Origin of the sequence: Leucothrix arctica, from assembly GCF_003172895.1 — a bacterium.
Classification (GTDB): domain Bacteria; phylum Pseudomonadota; class Gammaproteobacteria; order Thiotrichales; family Thiotrichaceae; genus Leucothrix; species Leucothrix arctica.
Window position 1 is genome coordinate 52,304 of the sequence record NZ_QGKL01000010.1, and the last position, 20,448, is coordinate 72,751.

At 42.0% G+C, this 20,448-nt stretch carries 16 protein-coding genes and 1 other RNA gene; 15 read left to right on the forward strand and 2 right to left on the reverse strand.

Going from position 1 to position 20,448, the window contains the following annotated elements; genetic code table 11:
- Nucleotides 1–4 precede the first annotated feature (4 nt).
- From DKT75_RS02575 to DKT75_RS02630, 12 genes are all read left to right on the forward strand, one after another.
- On the forward strand, nucleotides 5–1,189 hold the full coding sequence (locus tag DKT75_RS02575) for a glycosyltransferase (protein WP_109821872.1): 1,185 nt from the start codon (nucleotides 5–7) through the stop codon (nucleotides 1,187–1,189).
- Entirely contained in the window at nucleotides 1,182–2,378 is a 1,197-nt protein-coding gene (locus tag DKT75_RS02580; RefSeq protein WP_211665131.1) for a glycosyltransferase, read from the forward strand. The genes DKT75_RS02575 and DKT75_RS02580 overlap by 8 nt, the downstream gene beginning before the upstream one ends.
- Before the next feature lie 31 nt (nucleotides 2,379–2,409).
- Nucleotides 2,410–3,459, forward strand: coding sequence for an acyltransferase family protein (locus DKT75_RS02585; protein ID WP_109821873.1), 1,050 nt, complete (start codon nucleotides 2,410–2,412; stop codon nucleotides 3,457–3,459).
- Nucleotides 3,446–4,030 carry a putative colanic acid biosynthesis acetyltransferase gene (locus DKT75_RS02590; protein ID WP_281271399.1) on the forward strand — a complete coding sequence of 195 codons (585 nt, stop codon included), beginning with the start codon at nucleotides 3,446–3,448 and terminating at the stop codon, nucleotides 4,028–4,030. The genes DKT75_RS02585 and DKT75_RS02590 overlap by 14 nt, the downstream gene beginning before the upstream one ends.
- Before the next feature lie 65 nt (nucleotides 4,031–4,095).
- Nucleotides 4,096–5,217 (forward strand): GDP-mannose 4,6-dehydratase, encoded by a 1,122-nt coding sequence (gene gmd, locus DKT75_RS02595; RefSeq protein WP_109821874.1) that lies wholly within the window; start codon nucleotides 4,096–4,098, stop codon nucleotides 5,215–5,217.
- A gap of 3 nt (nucleotides 5,218–5,220) precedes the next feature.
- A complete protein-coding gene (fcl, locus tag DKT75_RS02600; RefSeq protein WP_109821875.1) occupies nucleotides 5,221–6,180 on the forward strand; it encodes a GDP-L-fucose synthase in 960 nt (319 codons plus the stop codon).
- Between the two features lie 12 nt (nucleotides 6,181–6,192).
- Entirely contained in the window at nucleotides 6,193–7,611 is a 1,419-nt protein-coding gene (locus tag DKT75_RS02605) for a mannose-1-phosphate guanylyltransferase/mannose-6-phosphate isomerase (protein WP_109821876.1), read from the forward strand.
- Nucleotides 7,612–7,656: 45 nt separating this feature from the next.
- The gene (locus DKT75_RS02610; protein WP_109821978.1) at nucleotides 7,657–9,042 is read left to right on the forward strand and encodes a phosphohexomutase domain-containing protein; all 1,386 of its coding nucleotides are present in this window, start codon (nucleotides 7,657–7,659) and stop codon (nucleotides 9,040–9,042) included.
- Nucleotides 9,043–9,129: 87 nt separating this feature from the next.
- Nucleotides 9,130–10,110, forward strand: coding sequence for an SLBB domain-containing protein (locus DKT75_RS02615; protein WP_109821877.1), 981 nt, complete (start codon nucleotides 9,130–9,132; stop codon nucleotides 10,108–10,110).
- A gap of 34 nt (nucleotides 10,111–10,144) precedes the next feature.
- The gene (locus tag DKT75_RS02620) at nucleotides 10,145–12,394 is read left to right on the forward strand and encodes a GumC family protein (RefSeq protein WP_109821878.1); all 2,250 of its coding nucleotides are present in this window, start codon (nucleotides 10,145–10,147) and stop codon (nucleotides 12,392–12,394) included.
- Nucleotides 12,395–12,724: 330 nt separating this feature from the next.
- Nucleotides 12,725–14,521 (forward strand): carboxypeptidase-like regulatory domain-containing protein, encoded by a 1,797-nt coding sequence (locus tag DKT75_RS02625; RefSeq protein ID WP_109821879.1) that lies wholly within the window; start codon nucleotides 12,725–12,727, stop codon nucleotides 14,519–14,521.
- Nucleotides 14,522–14,614: 93 nt separating this feature from the next.
- The gene (locus DKT75_RS02630; RefSeq protein ID WP_109821880.1) at nucleotides 14,615–16,645 is read left to right on the forward strand and encodes a YjbH domain-containing protein; all 2,031 of its coding nucleotides are present in this window, start codon (nucleotides 14,615–14,617) and stop codon (nucleotides 16,643–16,645) included.
- Between the two features lie 13 nt (nucleotides 16,646–16,658).
- Here the strand turns inward: DKT75_RS02630 and argA are convergent, their stop codons facing one another.
- On the reverse strand, nucleotides 16,659–17,945 hold the full coding sequence (gene argA / locus DKT75_RS02635) for an amino-acid N-acetyltransferase (protein ID WP_109821881.1): 1,287 nt from the start codon (nucleotides 17,943–17,945) through the stop codon (nucleotides 16,659–16,661).
- Nucleotides 17,946–17,980: 35 nt separating this feature from the next.
- Nucleotides 17,981–18,370 carry a YraN family protein gene (locus DKT75_RS02640; RefSeq protein ID WP_109821882.1) on the reverse strand — a complete coding sequence of 130 codons (390 nt, stop codon included), beginning with the start codon at nucleotides 18,368–18,370 and terminating at the stop codon, nucleotides 17,981–17,983.
- Between the two features lie 81 nt (nucleotides 18,371–18,451).
- Here DKT75_RS02640 and rsmI point away from each other — a divergent pair, with 81 nt between their 5' ends.
- The 3 genes from rsmI to mraZ all read left to right on the forward strand — a co-directional run bounded on the left by rsmI (nucleotide 18,452) and on the right by mraZ (nucleotide 20,441).
- Nucleotides 18,452–19,297, forward strand: coding sequence for a 16S rRNA (cytidine(1402)-2'-O)-methyltransferase (gene rsmI, locus DKT75_RS02645; RefSeq protein WP_109821883.1), 846 nt, complete (start codon nucleotides 18,452–18,454; stop codon nucleotides 19,295–19,297).
- Between the two features lie 31 nt (nucleotides 19,298–19,328).
- Nucleotides 19,329–19,676, forward strand: an RNA gene (gene rnpB, locus DKT75_RS02650) — RNase P RNA component class A.
- 309 nt (nucleotides 19,677–19,985) lie between these two features.
- Nucleotides 19,986–20,441 (forward strand): division/cell wall cluster transcriptional repressor MraZ, encoded by a 456-nt coding sequence (gene mraZ, locus DKT75_RS02655; protein WP_109821884.1) that lies wholly within the window; start codon nucleotides 19,986–19,988, stop codon nucleotides 20,439–20,441.
- Nucleotides 20,442–20,448 lie beyond the last annotated feature (7 nt).

The window sequence follows — 20,448 nt, forward strand, 5'->3', positions numbered from 1 at the left end:
TTATATGAAGATTGTTCTTTTTACTCACCCTGATTTTTTAGGACATCAAAGTATGCCTAGATTTAGTCAGATGATCCTTAAAGGGATGCAAGCTAAAGGGCATGATGTTTCAGTGTGGACACCGAAACCATTTTTTTTTAGATTATATGGAAAAAATATTATAGGAAAATGGTTGGGGTATATAGACCAATATATTGTTTTTCCAATGCTTGTTAGGAGAAAGTTAAGTTCTCAGTCCAGAGAAACACTGTTTGTATTTTGTGACCAAGCTTTAGGGCCATGGGTGAAACTAGTTAAGAGAAGACCTCATGTTATACATTGTCATGATTTCTTAGCTCAAAAATCAGCATTAGGTTTTATTCCTGAAAACGTCACAAAGCTCTCCGGAAGAATATATCAAAAGTATATTTATAATGGTTACTCTGAAGGAAGGAATTTTATTTCAGTGTCTACTAGTACACAATCTGACTTACATTTTTTTTTAAAGGAAAAGCCTGAAATATCACAAGTTGTTTATAACGGATTAAATAGAATTTTTGTAAATTCTGGTATTGAACTATCTAGGAAATACTTGAGCGGTAAGTATAACTTGAAATTAGAAAGTGGGTATGTTCTTCATGTGGGTGGTAACCAGTGGTACAAAAACAGGCTGGGTGTTGTAACTATCTATGATAGCTGGCGTAAAGAGTATATTGAAAAGTCTCTACCACTTATCTTAGTAGGGGAAAAACCCAGCAAAGAGATTTTGTTAGAGGCAGAATCGTCTGATTTTAAAAAAGATATAATATTTTTAAGCGGTGTTGAAGATGATGATTTAGATAAGTTTTATAGTGGATCATCTTGCTTTCTTTTTCCATCATTGGCGGAAGGTTTTGGCTGGCCAATTGCTGAGGCAATGGCATTAGAAGCGGTTGTAATAACTACTAATGAGGCTCCGATGACAGAGGTTGGTGGCAATGCAGCATTTTATATAGACCTTATGCCTCGTAACAATCCCGAGGAGCTTGATTTTTGGAAAAAACACTCTGCTGGTATTTTAGAAAAAGTAACGACATTGAACGAAAAAGAAAAATCTAAAATTATCAAAAAAGGAATAGATAATATTGAAAGATTTAGCCAGTCGAGAGTAATTGATGGGTTTGAATCTATATACAAAAAAGTTTTACTTAAAGACAGTAACTATGATTAATATATTGCACGTTGTAAATAGCATGGATCCGGTTTTAGGTGGGGTTAGTAAAGCTGTCGATACAATAGCTACAAGTTTAAACAGTGCTGTTGTTAATAATGATGTCGTTAGTTCTGATGACGAAGAAAAAGACTTTATTAGCTCAAGTAACCTTAATATCTATGCATTAGGTAAGGTCAATAACTCATGGTCATATAACAAGCTTCTTGTGCCTTGGTTGTTGCAAAATGCACATAAATATAATTACGTGATAATTCATGGTTTATGGTTACATAATGCATATGCCGTTAGAAAAGTATTGAAAAAGATAAATAACAAAGCTGTTAGGTTTTTTGTTATGCCTCATGGCATGCTTGATCCTTATTTTCAGAGTGCAAAAGATAGGCGTCTTAAGTCAATCAGAAATTGGGTTTATTGGAAGCTTGTTCAGGGGCGTATTGTTAATGAAGCACATGGGGTTTTATTTACATGTGAAGAAGAAATGATTTTAGCAAGGCAATCTTTTTCTCCTTATTACCCTAGAGCTGAAACTGTTGTTGGTTTAGGTGTTGAGTCACCACCTATTTACAAAGAAAGTATGGGAGTTTCATTTTTTGACGCTTGTGATTTTCCAAAAAAACGTCCTTATTTTTTGTTTCTCAGTAGAATACATGAGAAAAAAGGTGTTGATATTTTGTTAGACGCTTATGAAAACGTTGTTACAAATAAATTTCAAGATAGGCTGAAGGTTCCTATGTTAGTTATAGCAGGCCCAGGTATAGAAACTAATTATGGTCAATCTATCTTGGAGAGAGTGAATAAAAGCAAGCTACTTAAGTCGAATGTTTTTTTTCCAGGAATGTTATCTGGTGAATCTAAATGGGGTGCTTTTTACAACTGTGAAGCTTTTGTTTTACCAAGTCATCAAGAAAACTTTGGAATAGCAAATGTTGAAGCTCTCGCGTGTAAGAAAGCAATTTTAATATCAAATAAAATTAACATACATCAAGAGGTCAACTTTAGTGGTGCTGGGTTTGTCTCTGACGATACTGTCTCTGGTACTGAGAGCAACTTAGAGAGTTGGCTCGCTTTATCTAATGACGAAAAAATCAAAAAGGAAGATAAGGCGTTTTTGTGTTTTAAAGAATACTTCTCAATCCCATCAATGATAAGTAGTTGGGAAGGTAAAGTGATTAACAAGCGTTTTTAATGCTGTTTTAGATTATTAAAGATGAGAATATATGAAAGAGCCTTATAACAGACTTCATGGTCTTGATTTCTGTAGAGCAGTTTTTATGGTTTTAGGTCTGTTCTATCATGCAGGGTTGATTTATGGCTACGGTAATAGCTGGAATGTGGTATCAGATGAGAGATCGCAACTAATAAGTTTCCTGGCTAATTTTGTTCACATGTTTCGAATGGAAGCATTTTATCTAATATCAGGCTTTTTTTATATGCTTGTTTTTAGTAAGTCTAAGCCTAATTTTTTATCCGGTCGATTAGTTAGGGTTGCTGTTCCGCTTTTCTTTTGTGGTCTTTTTATCAACCCAGTAATGCACTTTTTTAGCTACAACAAGTCTTTTACTTTTGATTTAAATTATTTTTATAGTGGTCAGTGGTTAGGTCATTTGTGGTTCTTAGGGAATTTGTTGATTTATTTTTTTCTTACCTATTTTTTTTGCGGGTTTTTTTATAGGGTTAGGTTAGGTAGGTTTTCATTGCTGCTAGTTTTATTTTTTATTTTGCCAGTGTTATCTTTAACTGGGTTAGCAATTGCAAAGTTTATTTATGATGGTAATTTTATATTTGTTTCTTTCTATCCGCTATTCTATTATTTCCCTTATTTTTTAATCGGAATTATTTGTTTTGTAAATAAAGATATTTTCGTGTCTATTTTAAATATTAAGTATGCTGTTTTGTCTTTTTTTGTCTTTTTAACTCTTTACGCTTTTTCAAGTTTAGATAGCTTTTCTTCGAATACTATTAATAATATGGTAGATGTAATGTATGTTGGATCTCTAGTTATATTTTTAATAGCGCTAGTTTATATGCTGGGTTGTCGTGAATCTTTCTTAATAAAAGAGCTTTCAGATGCTAGCTACACTATTTATATTTTGCACCAGCCACTCTTGATATTTTTTTATGTTTTTTTATTTTCTAATATTTATTTAGGTGCGATTACAGAATATTTACTGCTGGTCTCGTCTGTTTTTTTCATATCTTGGGTTTTTCATTTTAGTGTTGTTAAGAGAAGTAATATCGCCAGACTTCTATTTAATGGCCATAGATAGCCTTTATATTGGTATTTTGATGATGTGTGATCAAGATTTAAGTAAGTTTAAATTATCCAGTAATTTTCGAGGAAAATCAGTATTTCATGTCCAGTTCTGGTGGTTAATTCAGTCAACTCTTTTTGCTTGTTCGCCTCAGTTTATGTATGGATGGAGGCGCTACTTACTTCGTTTATTTGGTGCAAAGATTGGTAAGGGCGTTATCATTCGGCCAAGCGCAAGAATTACTTACCCTTGGAAGCTTTCAATTGGCGACTACTCTTGGATAGGAGATCACGTAGATTTATATTCTCTTGGTGACATACGGGTTGGTAAAAATGCGGTGGTTTCCCAAAAGTCTTACCTATGTACCGGTAGCCACGATTATCAGTCTGACTCTTTCGATATTTATCAAAAGCCTATTGTGATTGAAGACGAAGCATGGCTCGCAACAGATGTTTATATCGCACCGGGTGTCACGATTGGTAAAGGTGCTGTGATTGGAGCGAGAAGCTCCGTATTTAAAGATATGCCTGCTGGAATGATTTGCGTCGGAAGCCCAGCAGTTCCGGTAAAAAAACGAGTTCCTTAACTCTTTAGTTTCAAAATTTTACATCTCCTCTCTTTTTAACAATATTTCAAATATTGGGTTTAACAATGTCTAATAAAGTCGCTTTAATCACTGGCATAACAGGCCAAGATGGTTCATACCTTGCCGAGTTCCTTTTATCAAAGGGCTACATCGTTCACGGTATAAAACGTCGTGCTTCATCGTTCAATACTTCTCGTATTGACCATATTTACCAAGCGCCGCACGTAAACGAAAGAAACCTAATTCTTCACTACGGTGATCTCACGGACTCAAGTAACCTTATCCGTATTATCCAAAAGGTTCGTCCAGACGAGGTTTACAACCTAGGTGCACAAAGTCACGTTGCAGTCTCATTTGACAGCCCTGAGTACACAGCGGATACAGACGCGCTAGGTACACTTCGTCTGCTAGAAGCTATCCGTATGTGTGGTCTCGAAAAGACAACTCGCTTTTACCAAGCATCAACGTCTGAGCTTTACGGTTTGGTACAAGAGACACCACAGAAAGAAACAACACCTTTCTACCCACGCTCTCCATATGCCGTTGCTAAAATGTACGCTTACTGGATAACGGTTAACTATCGTGAGTCTTACGGCATGTATGCGTGTAATGGTATTTTGTTTAACCATGAGTCAGAGCGTCGTGGTGAGACCTTCGTAACACGTAAGGTAACTCGTGAGTTGGCTAACATTGCACAAGGCCTAAGCCCATGCTTGTACCTAGGTAACATGGACGCACTTCGTGACTGGGGTCATGCAAAAGACTACGTCGAAATGCAATGGCTTATGCTTCAGCAAGAGACTGCAGATGACTTCGTTATCGCAACAGGCGTTCAGTTCTCGGTACGACAGTTTGTTGAGTTCTCAGCAGCTGAGCTTGGTATCAAGCTTGAGTGGAGTGGCGAAGGTGTCGAAGAGAAAGGAACGATTATCGCTGTAACAGGTGACGACGCACCAGGCGTAAAAGTCGGTGATGTAGTCGTACAGGTTGATTCTCGTTACTTCCGTCCTGCTGAGGTTGAGACGCTACTAGGTGACCCAACAAAAGCAAAAGAAAAGCTAGGTTGGGTGCCTCAAATTACCTTGCCAGAAATGGTTTCAGAAATGGTCGCGTCTGACTTAGATAAAGCGAAGCGACATAAGTTGTTAGCCGACAATGGCTTTGCCGTAACACAAGCCAAGGAGTAACTCGTGCGACGCATTTATGTAGCAGGACACCGAGGTATGGTTGGCTCGGGCTTAGTCAGGCAACTAATGCAAGCGGGTGGTGTAGAAGTCATCACTCGTACGCACGCTGAGCTAGACTTAACAAACCAACAAGCGGTTGCAGACTTTTTTGCAACAGAGTCGATTGACGAAGTTTACCTAGCAGCCGCTAGGGTTGGCGGTATCTTCGCTAACAACACTTACCCCGCAGATTTTATCTATGACAACTTGATGATCGAGTGCAACGTCATTCATCAAGCTTACCAAGCAGGTGTCACCAAACTGTTATTGCTAGGCTCTAGTTGTATTTATCCAAAAGCGGTCTCACAGCCAATGTCAGAAGAAGCACTCCTAACGGATGTGTTAGAGCCGACGAATGAGCCGTATGCGATTGCTAAGATTGCCGGTATCAAGCTTTGTGAGTCGTATAACCGCCAACATGGTGTTGATTATCGTAGTGTCATGCCGACGAACTTATATGGCGAAAACGATAACTTCCACCCTGAGAACAGTCACGTTATCCCTGCGATGATGCGTCGTTTTCATGAGGCGAAGCTAAACAACGATAGTTCGGTTGTTGTGTGGGGCTCTGGCACGCCTATGCGCGAGTTCTTGCATGTTAACGACATGGCAGCTGCCAGTATTTATGTGATGGACTTAGATACTGAAACTTATCAGTCACATACACAAGCTATGCTGTCTCATATCAATGTAGGTACCGGTGTTGACTGCACTATCCGTGAGTTAGCTGAGAGTTTAAAGCAAGTGATTGGGTTTGAAGGTGAGTTGGCATTTGACGCATCGAAGCCAGATGGCGCACCTCGTAAGTTAATGAATGTTGAGCGTTTGGCTCAGTTGGGCTGGCGAGCGAATATTTCTTTGTTAGAGGGGCTTGAGCAGACTTACGCTTGGTTCTTAGAGCATCAAAACGATTACCGTAAATAAAGAGGGTAAGACATGATTCCAGTAATTTTATCAGGTGGTTCGGGCTCTCGACTTTGGCCTTTGTCACGCAAGCAGCGTCCTAAGCAGTTTTTACCTGTCGTAGGTGATGAGACGTTATTTCAATCAACCTTGTTACGTTTACAAGGCATTGCGGGTTTAGAGAGTCCGTTGGTGGTGTGTAACGAAGATCATCGCTTTATGGTGGCAGAGCAGTTGCGTGAGTTTGACCTAGACAACCAAGGTATCGTGTTAGAGCCAGTAGGGCGTAACACTGCACCAGCGATAGCGTTGGCAGCGTTGCAAGCACGTGAGCAGCAGAGTGACGCGGTGTTGTTGGTGTTACCCGCTGACCATGTTATTGAAGACAAAGCGGCGTTTCATGAAGCGATCGAGCTGGCAGAAGTAGAGGCTAAAGCTGGTAAGTTGGTGACGTTTGGTATCGTTCCAACACAGCCTGAGACGGGTTACGGATACATTCAGGCAGAAGGTCAGGGTACTACTGCGAGTGCGGTTAAGCGCTTTGTTGAGAAGCCTGACTACGAGACGGCTGAGTCTTATGTGAGCAGTGGTGACTACTTGTGGAACAGCGGTATTTTTATGTTCCGCGTGGATTCATTTTTACAAGCGCTTGGTGAGTACCAGCCGTTGGTATTGGCAGCTTGTGAGCGCGCGATGGTACAGACACATTCTGACGGTGACTTCATTCGTTTAGACACGAAGTCGTTTGAGCAATGCCCAGATATTTCTATTGACTATGCCGTGATGGAAAAGACTCAGCACGCCGTGGTTGTGCCGCTAAATGCAGGTTGGAATGACGTAGGCGCATGGTCAGCCGTTTGGAGTGTGGGACAGCAAGACGGTAACGGTAACGTGCTACGGGGTGACACGATGCTGCACGAGTCGTCGAACAACCTTGTGTACAGTGAGCGTCGTTTGGTGTCATTGGTCGGTGTTGATGACTTAATCGTGGTTGATACGAAAGATGCGATCTTGGTTGCTCATAAAGATAATGTTCAAGACGTTAAGAAAATCGTTGATCGATTGAAAGATGAAGGTCGCACGGAAGCGACGATTCATCGTGAAGTGAACCGTCCGTGGGGCGCTTATGACTCGATTGATAGTGGTAGCCGCTTTCAGGTGAAACGCATCACCGTTAAGCCGGGTGCGACTTTGTCGTTACAGAAGCATCATCACCGAGCTGAGCACTGGATTGTGGTGCGTGGTACGGCAGAAGTGACGTGTGATGAAAATGTGTTTTTGATGTCTGAAAACGAGTCGACTTATATTCCATTAGGCTCAACTCATCGTTTGTCTAACCCCGGCAAGGTATTGTTGGAGTTGATAGAGGTGCAGTCGGGTAGCTACTTGGGTGAAGACGATATTGTGAGATTTGAAGATCGATATGGTCGTTCGGATAAGAAGTCAGCTTAACAGTCGTAAGCGCGATAGATGATGGATATGGATAAGGGATTAGTAATGAGTCAGTTAAGTTGCTTTAAGGCGTATGACATTCGCGGTGAGTTAGGCACTGAGTTAAATGAAGATGTAGCGTACCGTATCGGTCGCGCTTACGGTGTGTGGCTGCACAGCAATACGTCTGGTGATGAGCGTTTGTCGGTTGTGGTGGGTGGTGACATTCGTTTGACATCTGAGTCACTTAAACAGGCCTTGGCAAGTGGCTTGATGGATAGCGATATTGACGTTATTGATCTTGGCATGACAGGCACGGAAGAGATTTACTTTGCGACTTTCCACTTGGGTGTTGCGGGTGGTGTTGAGGTGACGGCAAGTCATAACCCGATGAACTATAACGGGATGAAGTTAGTACGTGAGGGTGCACGACCTGTGAGTGGTGACACGGGGCTGAAAGAGATCCAGCACGCAGCTGAGCTAAATGAGTTTCCTGACGTGACAGCACGTGGGTCACTGACTAAGCAGTCATGCTTGGCGAGTTATGTTGAGCACCTAATGACATATATCACGCCTTCCAATATTGCACCGCTAAAGTTGGTGGTTAACTCAGGTAATGGTGCCGCAGGTCATGTGGTTGATGCCTTGGCAGCGGCGTTTGATCGTTTGCAAATACCAGTGAGCTTTATCAGGATTCACCATGAGCCAGACGGTAATTTCCCCAATGGTATTCCTAATCCTTTGTTGCAAGAGTGCAGAGAGGATACGCGTCGTGCAGTGATCGAGCATGGTGCGGACATGGGGATAGCGTGGGATGGTGACTTTGACCGTTGCTTCTTGTTTGATGAAACAGGGGCGTTTGTTGAGGGTTATTACATTGTTGGTTTGTTGGCGGAGGCGTTTTTGCAAAAGCAGCCTGGCGCTAACATTATTCATGATCCACGACTGACTTGGAATACGATTGATATCGTTGAAGCAAGTGGCGGTACTGCGGTGTTGTGTAAGACAGGTCATGCCTTTATCAAAGAGCGTATGCGCGCTGAAGATGCGGTTTATGGGGGGGAGATGAGTGCTCATCATTACTTCCGAGACTTCGCTTACTGTGACAGTGGCATGATTCCTTGGTTACTGGTGGCTGAGCTGATATGTGTAAAGCAGCAACCGTTATCAGCGTTAGTGAATGAGCGTATCAGTGCTTATCCATCTCCGGGTGAAATTAACTTCCGCTTAACGGATGCACAGTCTACAATTGACGCAGTTCGTAAGTACTATGAGCCATTAGCTATCAGCTTTGATACGACCGATGGGATTAGTTTTGAGTTTGACCAGTGGCGTTTTAATTTACGCTCGTCTAACACTGAGCCTGTTGTGCGTTTGAACTTAGAAACGCGCGGCGATAGTGCGCTGATGGCGTCAAAGCTTGCTGAGATTAGTCAGTTTTTAGAGGCGTGATTCTTATTTTTTAACGTCTAAAGCGGGATGGTTATCTCGTTTTCTTGGACGATAAATTAGATAACAATATTTAGGTTTGGCTTTTCTATGAAAAAAATTCTTTTAGTGTGCCTTTGCTACTCACTATTGACTGCTTGTATGCCTGTCAAAAGTAATAGCGAAAAAAGTAGTCCGAGTTATCGAGATGTGCCAAGTGTGAGCGCTGCTCGGGCTGCAACTATTAAATACCCACCATTGATTGGGAAGGGTATAGGAGAAAGTGCCGAGTATAAAATTGGTTTCTTTGATTTGCTGGATATTAAAGTATTTGATGCGGATGAGCTGACGTTAACAACAAGGGTAGATGCTCGAGGTTATATCAGTATGCCTTTGCTGGGTAGTGTGTTATCCGCTGGTTTGTCTTCGCGACAATTAGAGCACCGCTTAGAAGGTATGCTTCGTAAAGATTTGCTTCAAAATCCTAAGGTAACGGTGTTTGTTGTAGAGCACACTGCTCAGAGGGTGACCATTGAGGGTGAAGTTAAAAGACCGGGCGTATTTCCAATTAAGGGAAATGTGACAGTGCTTCAGGCCGTGGCAACAGCAGGTGGCTTGGCAGAGTTTGCGGTGGCTGACTCTGTCGTGCTTTTCCGAAAGAGCAACTCAGGTGTGAGGGGTTATTCGGTTAATCTGAGCGCGATTAGAAATGGTCAGCAGGGTGACCCTTTAGTTAAAAATGAGGACCGTATCGTTGTTAGCCGATTAGAGCAGCGTGTGACGCTTGAGGGAGAGGTCGTTAGGCCGAGTGTCTACCCTTATAAAGATAAAATGACGGTGTTGCAGGCAATTGCATTAGGCGGTGGTCTTACTGGGCTTGCTGCGCCAGAAAAGATTATTTTGTTTAGACGGAGTAATGGTGAAGAGCGGTTATACCATGTTGACTTATCTGCTATCCGTGCAGGTAAAAGTGTTGATCCTTATATTGCTCACGATGATCGTATTGTTGTCCATCGCTCTAATAGTCGTTACTGGTTGAAAGAAGCTTCAACTGTTTTGGCACCGCTTAGTTTGCTTAATGGCTTGCTTTAAATCTAGATATATTTCTCTTTAATGGATTGTTTGAATGGATAACCAACATCTTGTCATTAACAATGGTAATGACGGTAAGCAGCTGTATATGTCTTCAGAGTTGCCTCAGCATGTAATGCCAACGCCTTCTGAGGGTGATCGTGACGATGAAATTGACCTTAAGGAGTTGTTCATTGTTTTAAGAAAGCGCCTTTGGTTGATTATCCTTGTGGCGTTTCTAGTATTTGCGGCGTGTTTTGTTTTTACGTTAGGCATTGAGCCAACGTATAGAGCGTCAGCAAAAATCCAGATTGAATCGGAAGATAGCGGACAGGTATTGAGTTTTGATGTGGCACTTGGAGAAAGTGGCAATGATGAATTTTACCAAACACAGTACGAATTATTAAAGAGTTACACGCTAGCTAGCAAGGTTATTGATGACCTAGGGTTAGAGGAGTACTTCAGCTCAGGTTTAACGAGTGGTGGTGGGCTATTGGATAGGGTTGTAAAAGTCTCTAAAGCGACTCTGTATGGCGAGGAAAAAGCTGCGGGGTTTCCGCTGGGAGAGTATCCAGCAGAGGAGCGTTTTATCTCTGGCTTGACGATTGCGCCTGTTAAGAAGTCTCAAATCGTAAAGGTGAGCTACGATAGTTCAGACCCTGAACTGTCGAAGAATATTGTTAATTCTATTTCTAAGCACTTTATTGAAATGACGTTAGCTAGGCGTTTTGATGCTGCGAAGGATGCGCAGAAGTTTTTGGACATAAAAGTGACTCAAGCGGCTAGTGACTTGGAGTTGTTGGAGCAAACTCTGATTGATTATGCGAAAAAGGAATCTATTGTTCAGATCGATGGTGAGAGCTCTCAGAGTTTAAGTGCCCAAAAAACTGCAGAGTTGAGTGCTGCACTGACAATAGCTCAGGGTGAGCGAATTGAGGCTGAGGCGCGTTATCGTGAGCTTAGCTCTTCTCAAGGGGTGGTAAGAGCGCTTGAAAGCCCTGCTTTGCAGTCGTTAAAGCAGACGGTTGTTGAGTTGCAAGGGGAGTATCAAAAAAACTTACAAAAGTATAAGTCAGGCTACCCATTAATGATCAGTATGCGGAAGCAAATTTATCAATTCCAACAACAAATAGAGACTGAGACTGCGGCCATTAAAAGAGCGACAAGAGGTTCTTTGCAGGCTGTTTATTTAGCCGCTAAAGAGAAAGAGGCGAATTTAAAGTCTTCGTTAGGTCAGCAAAAAGATTTGTTACTGACTGAGCGTGATAAAGGAATTGAGTACGGAAGCTTGTTAAGACAGGTCAGTATTAAGAGAAAAGTATATGAAGGATTGTTGCTACGTGCGACCGAGGTATCGATAGCGGCTGGGATAGGTACAAATAATATATCTGTAGTTGATTCCGCCATTTTGCCATACAAGGCTCAGTCACCAAATTTAAAAATGAACTTCGCTTTAGGCGGGGTTTTAGGCTTGATGTTAGGGGTGGTTATTGCCTTTTTACTTGAGTTTATGAGTAATGGGATTAAGTCTAGTGAGGAGCTTAAGAAGGCTCTGGGGTTGCCATTACTTGGTATTATTCCTATGGTTAAGGGGAAAGCGGGGAGTCACTTCTTAGCAACATTTGATCATCCATCATCGGGTAGTGCTGAAGCTTTCCGTGCGGTACGAACAAACCTACTCTTTTCTAGTGCTGATGGTGTTCCTGAAGTCATTGCTGTGACAAGTTCTATTCCTTCAGAGGGTAAGTCTAGTAGCTGCATGAATATTGCGACTGCTTTTGCTCATGCGGGTAGCCGTGTTTTATTGGTTGATGCTGATATGAGAAAGCCGGTAGTTCATAAACAATTGAAGTTAGATAACTCTCTAGGTTTGAGTAGCTTCTTGTCTCATCAGGTTGAAATTGAAGATGTTCTTCAAAAAACGCTTGTTGATGGCGTTTTTGCTATTACATCTGGGCCGATACCGCCAAACCCATCCGAGTTGTTATCAAGTAAGCGTTTGGAGAGTATTTTTGATTTAGCCCCTGATCGTTTCGATATCATAATTGTTGATTCTCCACCTGTTATTGGCTTAGCAGATGCTTTGGTGATTTCAAACCGAGCGAAAGCGACTGTGCTCGTTTCTGCGTTTGATGCTGCTGATAAAAGAGCGATTCAAATAACTTTGGAGAAGTTGAAGCAGGCAAGGTCGAACTTATTAGGTGTTCTGTTCACCAAAGTTAAAGATGGCTATGGCTATTCATCGTACTACGGTGATGTTTACCAATACGAATATGGCGAGAATAATAAAAAATTGGCCGGATAGTGTTTTTAGGTTTTTAACTATTTTCCTTAAATAAATAGTTTCTTAATTGTTAATTAACTTCAGTTTCTCTAAGTGGTTTATTTTTAATAGTGGCTGCTCTCCACTTGTGTCTGTCTATTGAGAAAAATCGTTTATTTCTTGGTGGTTTGTTTTTTTGGTGAGTTGAAATAGGTTTTTTAGCTTGTTATTTATGTTTGTTGTATCAATAATAAATATTATCAGTCCCGTTATGTACTTTGCGTTTTGGTCGGAGTTATAATTATTCTCGTAGGGTGATTTTATTGTGTGTTCTTATAAGTCCGTAATTAATAAAGGTGTATGAGGTTTAAAATGAAATTTAATAAATTAGGTTTTTTCTTAGCGGGTTCTATCCTGTTGGGGGGATGTAGTAGTAGTAATGATCCTGAAGAAATTCAGCAGGCTGTATTGCAAGTCACCCCTGATGAGATAGCTTCAACGGTATCTCTTAGGTTGCAAGATGAGACTGGGGCAGGTGTAGCAGGAGTAATAGTATCCGTTGATGATCGTGACTTAGGTCTTATTGATGATGCTAGTGCTGAATTGACAACGAATGAATTTGGCTTCGTCTCTATTGTGTTAGCGGATGGTGTTAGCTCGGGTAGTTTACTCGTTACAGTAGATGACCCAGGCTTCGTTGAAGTAGCTCAAGAAGTCATTCTTGGTGAAGAAGCTGATGTCGAAGAGTTGTTAACACTTACCGCTTTACCAGAAGCTGGAGAGACAGCTGCTATCGTTGAGGTTAATGATGAAGGTGAAACTGAAGAAGTTATTTCATTAGCCACTGAGCAGCCCTTTGTAGAGGAAGTTGTTGAAGTTGTTGATGATGAAGGTATTGCCGTATCAGTCCAAGGTAGTGTGTCTCGAATTGAAGAGACGACGGCAGATGAAGGTGAAGAAAGCACAGTGGTCGCTGAGATTTTGGTTCCTGAGTTGGTTGAGTTAAAGACAGAGGACGGAGAGCCCTCTGTTGGTGAGATTACTGTAACCGCCGCAGTCTATCAAAACTCTTCAGATGTAGCTTTGGACGCTTTTCCAGGTGGTCTTGAAGCTGGCGATAGCCTAGAGAACGAGTCTGAGGCACCTGAGGTTATCGTTTCTGATGATGCTCAAGAGTCAGATACAACAGGCTTTATTTCTGCTGGCTTTGTATCACTTGAAGTAACTGATTCTGAGGGTAAGGATATTACTCAGTTCGATGGCTCAACAGGGGTGGATATAGATGGTGACGGGGTTGAAGAGCAAGGCTTGCTGCTTACTTCCTTAGTATCTAAAGAAACAATAAACCCAAATACTAACGAACTGGTTGCTATTGGCGATTCAATTCCTGTGTGGAGCTATGATGAAGAGACGGCAAAATGGACCTATGACGGTGAGGCTAATGTTTTTGAAGAGGCAGATAGTGATAACCTGAGAGCAAGATTTGCTGTAACTCACCTTAGTTATTGGAGCTTAGCATTTCGTGTTCCATACTGCTTTGGCATAAATGTTGTTGTATTTAGGACGCCAGACGGTGCTGTTGATCGCCGCCAATTGTCTGTAAATACAAGGTTAGATGCGGGTTATTCACGTACTACAAGGGTTAACGGTGATGGCTTTTTATTAAGCATTAGATCTCCGCGAGAGAATGTGAAAATGACAGTATATGACCGAGCATCAGGGGAAGATATTGATATTCTTACTGTTAACGGTAACGAATATAGTCCTGAAGTGGGGTATAACTTTTGTCCAACTGATTTTGAGCTTCTAAAAAATGTTGTTCTCGAAGCCGCCCCCGTTACGGTTGATGTAAATGTTCAGGTTGAAACATCATGTCGTGATGAGTCATTAGATGAATTTCAAGCACCTCAGGCAGTAGCTAATTCAACGGTGTATCTACTTGATGAGGCTGGTCAGAGTGTAGTTTCATCGAGTCAGTCTGATACCGATGGCTTGTTGACATTTTCTGGTTTGGATGAAAACACGGCTTACAATATCTTTGCATCAGATAGTGTGACGTTTGGCCCACCGGTAGTTATACCATTTACACCAGGTACCGCATCTGATCCTCTTGTTGTTGACTTTGAGCAAGAATGTGTAGTCACCACTGGTAGTGTTGGTGGTAACTAATGCCAATTAGTTTGGTATAAAAAATAAAGGCAGCTCTGGAAACAGAGTTGCCTTTTTTGGTTGTAAAAAGATAACTTTCGAGGGATTTGGAAGATGAGTTTTAAATATTTGAGTTCACTAACTCTAGGGATGATGGTGCTGAGTAGCGATGTTCTCTTGGCCGATGATGTAACTTATACGGGCGCAACTGGTACCCTGTTTTTACCAAATGCTAATACCTTGGAGCAAGGGCGATTTGCTTATCAGTACAATAACTTCGGTGAAGAATTTTATAAAGATCAGTACAGTGAAACCTTTAATCACGTTATGACGATAGGGTTAACGCCTTTTTTAGAAATAGGGGGGCGTTTAACCGAATATTATAATCCTGGTCAGGTCCAAGATAACGGTATTAATGCAGGACGAAGAGATTTGTCCGCTAATGTTAAGGTGAAGTTACCTAAGCTTGGTTATGGTCTGCCAGATTTTGCCATAGGGGCGAATGACATTGCGGGTCAAGCTGTTCATTTTCGTAGTCAATATATTGTGGGTACGAAAGAGCTAGGAAAAGGTGTCTTTTCCATAGGTTATGGTGCTGGGGATAATCCTGAGTTAGAAGGTGCTTTTGCAAGTGCAAAGTATGATGTAACCAATAGTTTTAGCGTTATGGCAGAGTACGCGTCAGATAAGTATAACCTTGGTGCAAAGTATGATTTTAGCCAGTTATTGAAGTTACCCGTGGCTTTCACTGCAAGTATGCCTTTTGGTTCAGAAAACGATGACCATGACGAGTTAGTAGTTGGATTGTCTGTGTCGAAGTCTATAACAGCAGATAAGCGAAATAATGAAATTTCTAATAAAACCCCATTATCTTTTGACAGTAAAGGTGATGATTTTAGTTCATTGCTGGCAACGCTTAAGTCTTATGGTTTAGAGAGGATTTCATTGGGTAAAACTGCTAATGGTGAGTTAGTGATTGCCTATGAAAATAAAGTTTATAATCATAGTTATTTAGATGGTATGGCCTTGGTTGCTGGAGCGGCGCTTAGGTATGTTAAGCACGATACAATGATTAATTTGGTTGTACTCGATAATCAGCTTGCGAAGCTTGCAGTGCGATTTCCATTGGTGACGCTTAAGGATTATTTTGTTAAAAATGATCTAAAGAGCAGGGCGCGGTTTACAGATCGGTTACGGGTTTGGTACCCAACGCAGGCATTTTTATCGCCTAAGCGCGTTCAGTGGCTTGAGGGTATGGCTTCAAAAAATAAAACTTGGTTTGATATAAGCATTCAACCTAAGGTGAAGACTGTTATAGGTCATGAGTGGTCTGAGGGTGAATACTCATTGGCTGCAAGAGCTGATCTTGATGTGCCTTTGTGGCGTGGTGCTAGTTTGCATGTTGCAGGCTCTGCTCCAGTTTCAAATAGTACTCTGTTTGATGATGGGCGTGTCTTTGCCCAGTCGCGCCAACAGTCAGGTTTAAATGAAGCTTTGATTCAGCAGGTGATTAAACCTTCAAGTACTTCTGTTGTTGCTGGTAGTGCAGGAGTATTGGAAGTACAAAACGATATGTACTATACCTTGCAATCAGAAGCTAGTTTGACGTCAAGTTCAGGAAATTCGGGGATATATGCCAAAGCCGCTACTTTTGAATCAAAGGATGATAGTGACTCTGATTTAATTAATGTGGGTTTGGTTTCTGTGAGACAGGATTTTCCGAAGTATGCGGCGAGTGTAGAGCTTGGTTATGGTAAGTTCTTTGAAGAAGATACCGGAATTAGGTTAGACCTTACTCGACAATTTGGTGCCGCAGATGTTTCTAGCTACGTTAAATATCTTGATACAGATAATATTGAGGCAGGGCTTCAACTTACCCTACCTTTGACACCGAGAAAAGACTTCAAACGTGGGGCTTTACTCGTAAGAGGTAATGAGCACTGGTCTTATAGTCAAGGTTCAACTATTAAAGACCCTTTAGTGAGTGGCGGTAACCCTATTCGTTTAAATAAGCTTCAGAACCCAGCATCTCATAAAAATCTCAAAGATGATTTTTATGAGAATCAACGTTTAAGTCCTGCTTACTTAAAAGCAAATGTTCATAGGCTACGCGAAGCTTATGTTAATCTGAATGGCAGACGATAATTTTTTGTAAGAGTCATATGTTTCTAGACATTACTTTAGATTTTCTACTGGAGTTATAGAGGGCCTTTTTGTGTGATGGAAGGTTCTCTATACTATCTGACACAAAGCCACGTTCTTTAAACCAATCTATTGATTGTGTGGTAAGGCATATTAGCTTTTTAACGTTTGCTTTTTTAGCCAGTGCTATAATATGGCTGACTAGTTTTATTCCTCTTTGTCCTGATCTGTAATCCTTGTGTATTGCTAAACAAGCTAACTCTGCGGACCTGTTTTCTTCAATGATGTATAGCGCTGCGCAGCCGATTACTTTCCCATCACGCTCAATAATGCTGAAGTTTGCAATATCAAGCTCTACTTGTTCCCTTGATCGTTTGGTTAAAATACCTTGATCTTCTAGTGGCCGAATCAGGTCCAAAATTCCTTGTACATCATCGATACTAGCTTCTCTTGGCTCGTCATACTGACTGTTGTCAATCATGGTGCCAGTACCATCGCGGGTATATAGCTCAAGCAGTAACCCGCCATCTGTATCAGCTGCGATCAAATGGGCGCGCTCAACACCATTGCGCATGGCGTGGCTGATTTCTTGGAACATCTGTTCATTAGAGGTGCTTTTGATTTCATCCAGCTTCTTTAGATTTAGCTCTTCGGGTAGTTCAGGCAAGTTTGTTTTGTCGTGAATGAAAATAAGCTTGTCCGCTTTAAGCTTGCTGGCAGTAAAGCCCGCGACTTCTTCAAACCGTAAGTTATAAATTTGTCCCGTAGGGGAATAGCCCAATGGCGAGAGTAATACGATATTGCCGTTTTCCAGTAATTGCTCAAGTTGTAGCTCGTTAACTTTACGTACTTTTCCAGTATGCAGATGGTCAAAGCCATCAATAACACCAACCGGTTTTGCGGTTAAGAAGTTCCCAGAGATAATACCTAGGCTGTTGTTAACAATAGGTGGTCGGTTTAATGCTCGGTTTAGATGGTTTTCAATTTCGAGCCTTGCCGCACCAATCGCAGCCTTGGATAGCTCAAGTGTCTTGTCGTCGGTAATCCGCAAGCCGTTGTGAATGATACCTTGGTGTTTATGAGCAGTTAGCTGTGCCTCAATCTGTGCGCGTGCACCGTGAACGAGAATGATGCGAGCCCCAAGTGTTGACAGTAGGGCTACATCACTAAGCAGCTTACGAATCGCGTCATGTTGTAAAATGCTGCCCGAAATGGCGATAACGAACGTTTTTCCCCGATGCATGTGAATGTAGGGAGCGGCTTCCCGAAAGAAACCAACTAAGCTGCTGTGATTGAATGACATGTTTGGTTCGACTATGTTGTAAGTGGTGAGTAGCCCTAAAAGCCATCAAATGCGCTAGGGATCCAATTAATTTCATTATCACCCTCGATGGCGACAACGTCAAAACGCATACAACTCTTTGGCGCATACTTTTGATGGTAAAAAAGTGCAGTACGAATGATCTTTCGTTGCTTACTTCGGGTAACGCTCGCTGCCGCCCCTCCAAAGTCTTTATTCCGTCTAAATCGCACTTCTATAAATACTAAGCTTTCACCCTGCTGCATAATGAGATCAATCTCGCCCATGCGGCAGCTAAAGTTCTGGGTGATCAGCGTGAGTCCTTGTGCTTGTAAGTATTCACACGCTCGCTGCTCTTGTGACTCGCCTTTAAGTTGGCGAGTGGTCGCAGCGGCAGTGGTTTTTGGTGTATATTGCTGCTCGTTCATGGGTGTACGTCGTTTATTTTTATAGTGTTAAATACCTTAGCATGTGACGCTACGCCAGACACTTTTGACAGGAAATATGGTATGCAAATCGAAGCCGGCACTTTATATATAGTAGCGACTCCTATCGGTAACTTGGGTGATATGACGCATCGTGCAATAGAAGTATTGTCTGGTGTAGATAAAGTGTGCGCTGAGGATACGCGTAATAGCCGACGCTTATTAACTCATTTTGGTATTCAGCAAACGCTTGTGGCGATACATGACCATAATGAGCGAGATAAGCTTGGCCAGTTGACAGAGTGGTTGAAAGCGGGTGAGAGCTTGGCCCTTATAAGTGATGCCGGTACGCCATTAATTAGTGACCCTGGTTATCATCTTGTGCAGCATCTGCGTAAAGAGGGTGTCAAAGTTGTCCCAATCCCAGGTGCAAGCGCCATTATCGCGGCTTTGTCAGTTGCTGGCTTGGCGACTGACCGTTTTGTCTTTGAAGGTTTCTTGCCTGCTAAGACGGTTGGTCGTAAGCAGATGTATCAAAAGGCGACGCAGCAAACGTGTACTCAAGTTTATTACGAGTCAAGTCATCGCATAGTGGCGAGTGTGCGTGACTTGATCGATATTATTGAGCTAGATCGGCAGGTTGTAGTGTGTCGTGAACTAACAAAGTTGTTTGAACAGTCATTCGCGGGAACCGCTACAGAGTTACTAGATTGGTTAGAATCTGACTCAAATCATCAAAAAGGTGAGTTTGTGTTGATGATTCAGGGCGCGCTCCCCACCGAAGAAACATCGGGCATGGCATTGGAGCCGTTATTGAAGCTGTTGATGGCTGAGCTATCAGTCAAGCAAAGTGCTGGTTTAGCGTCCAAAATCACCGGTGAAAACAAAAACGCCTGTTATAAAAAGGCAATGGCGCTGAAAGAGCTATGATGCATCAGTCTTCTTTGTTAGTATCCCGCGTCGAGTTGGCCAGACAATCGCGCAATTTAGGTTTCAGCCTAGATTGGGAGGAAAGTCCGGGCTCCATAGGGTAGGACGCCAGATAACTTCTGGGCAGCGTGAGCTGACGGCAAGTGCAGCAGAGAGAAGACCGCCACGTAAGTGGTAAGGGTGAAAGGGTGCGGTAAGAGCGCACCGCACAGCTGGCAACAGTTTGTGGCAAGGTAAACCCCGTCCGGAGCAAGACCAAATAGGGGTACTATGGCGCGACCCGCGTTGTACCCGGGTAGGTTGCTTGAAGTATGCGGCGACGTATACTCAGATGAATGATTGTCCAAGACAGAACCCGGCTTATCGGCTAACTCGACTTACTTCTTTTGAAATGGCGACTTTTTGTTCTAAAAAGTCGCCATTTTTATATAAATCAATAGTTTAGCTGTTTAGCGTAATGTGCGTCCTTAAATAGCCCCAACACTATTATGTTTATTAAAAACAATCTCATTTTCATTCAGTTTTCTTGTCTCTTTTTTCCCCTAAGTATTTGTCTTTTATAGATGTTTTTTAGAAAAACAGTGTTGACCTGTGGGGCTTAGGTAGCTATATTGGCAAAAAGTGGAGTTATGTGGGGAATTGTGGTTTTCCTCTACTTGAAACTCCCGCTGAATCGGAAAACAACACAATGTTTCGTGGAATATCCAATCTCAATGTTGATACGAAAGGGCGCATCGCGATCCCTTCGCGTTACCGTGAGTCGATTCAGTCAAGTTCAACAGGCCAAATGATTGTAACAGTGGATCACACAGATCGCTGCTTACTGATTTATGCCATGGATGAATGGGAAAACGTTGAGCGAAAGCTTATGCGTTTACCGAACAGCAACAGAAGAGTACGAAACATGCAGCGTCTGGTGTTGGGTCATGCTTCTGAGGTTGAGTTAGACACGCAAGGACGAATTCGGTTGTCTGCTCCCTTACGGGAATACGCTGGTGTTGATAAGCCAGTGGTATTAGTTGGACAAGCTAATAAATTTGAATTGTGGAGTGAGGAAACATGGTTGTCGCAACGAGACATATGGCTTACTGAAGCTCAAGAAGATTCTGACGACGATAACGTTTTGGATCAATTCTCACTTTAAAGCAGGA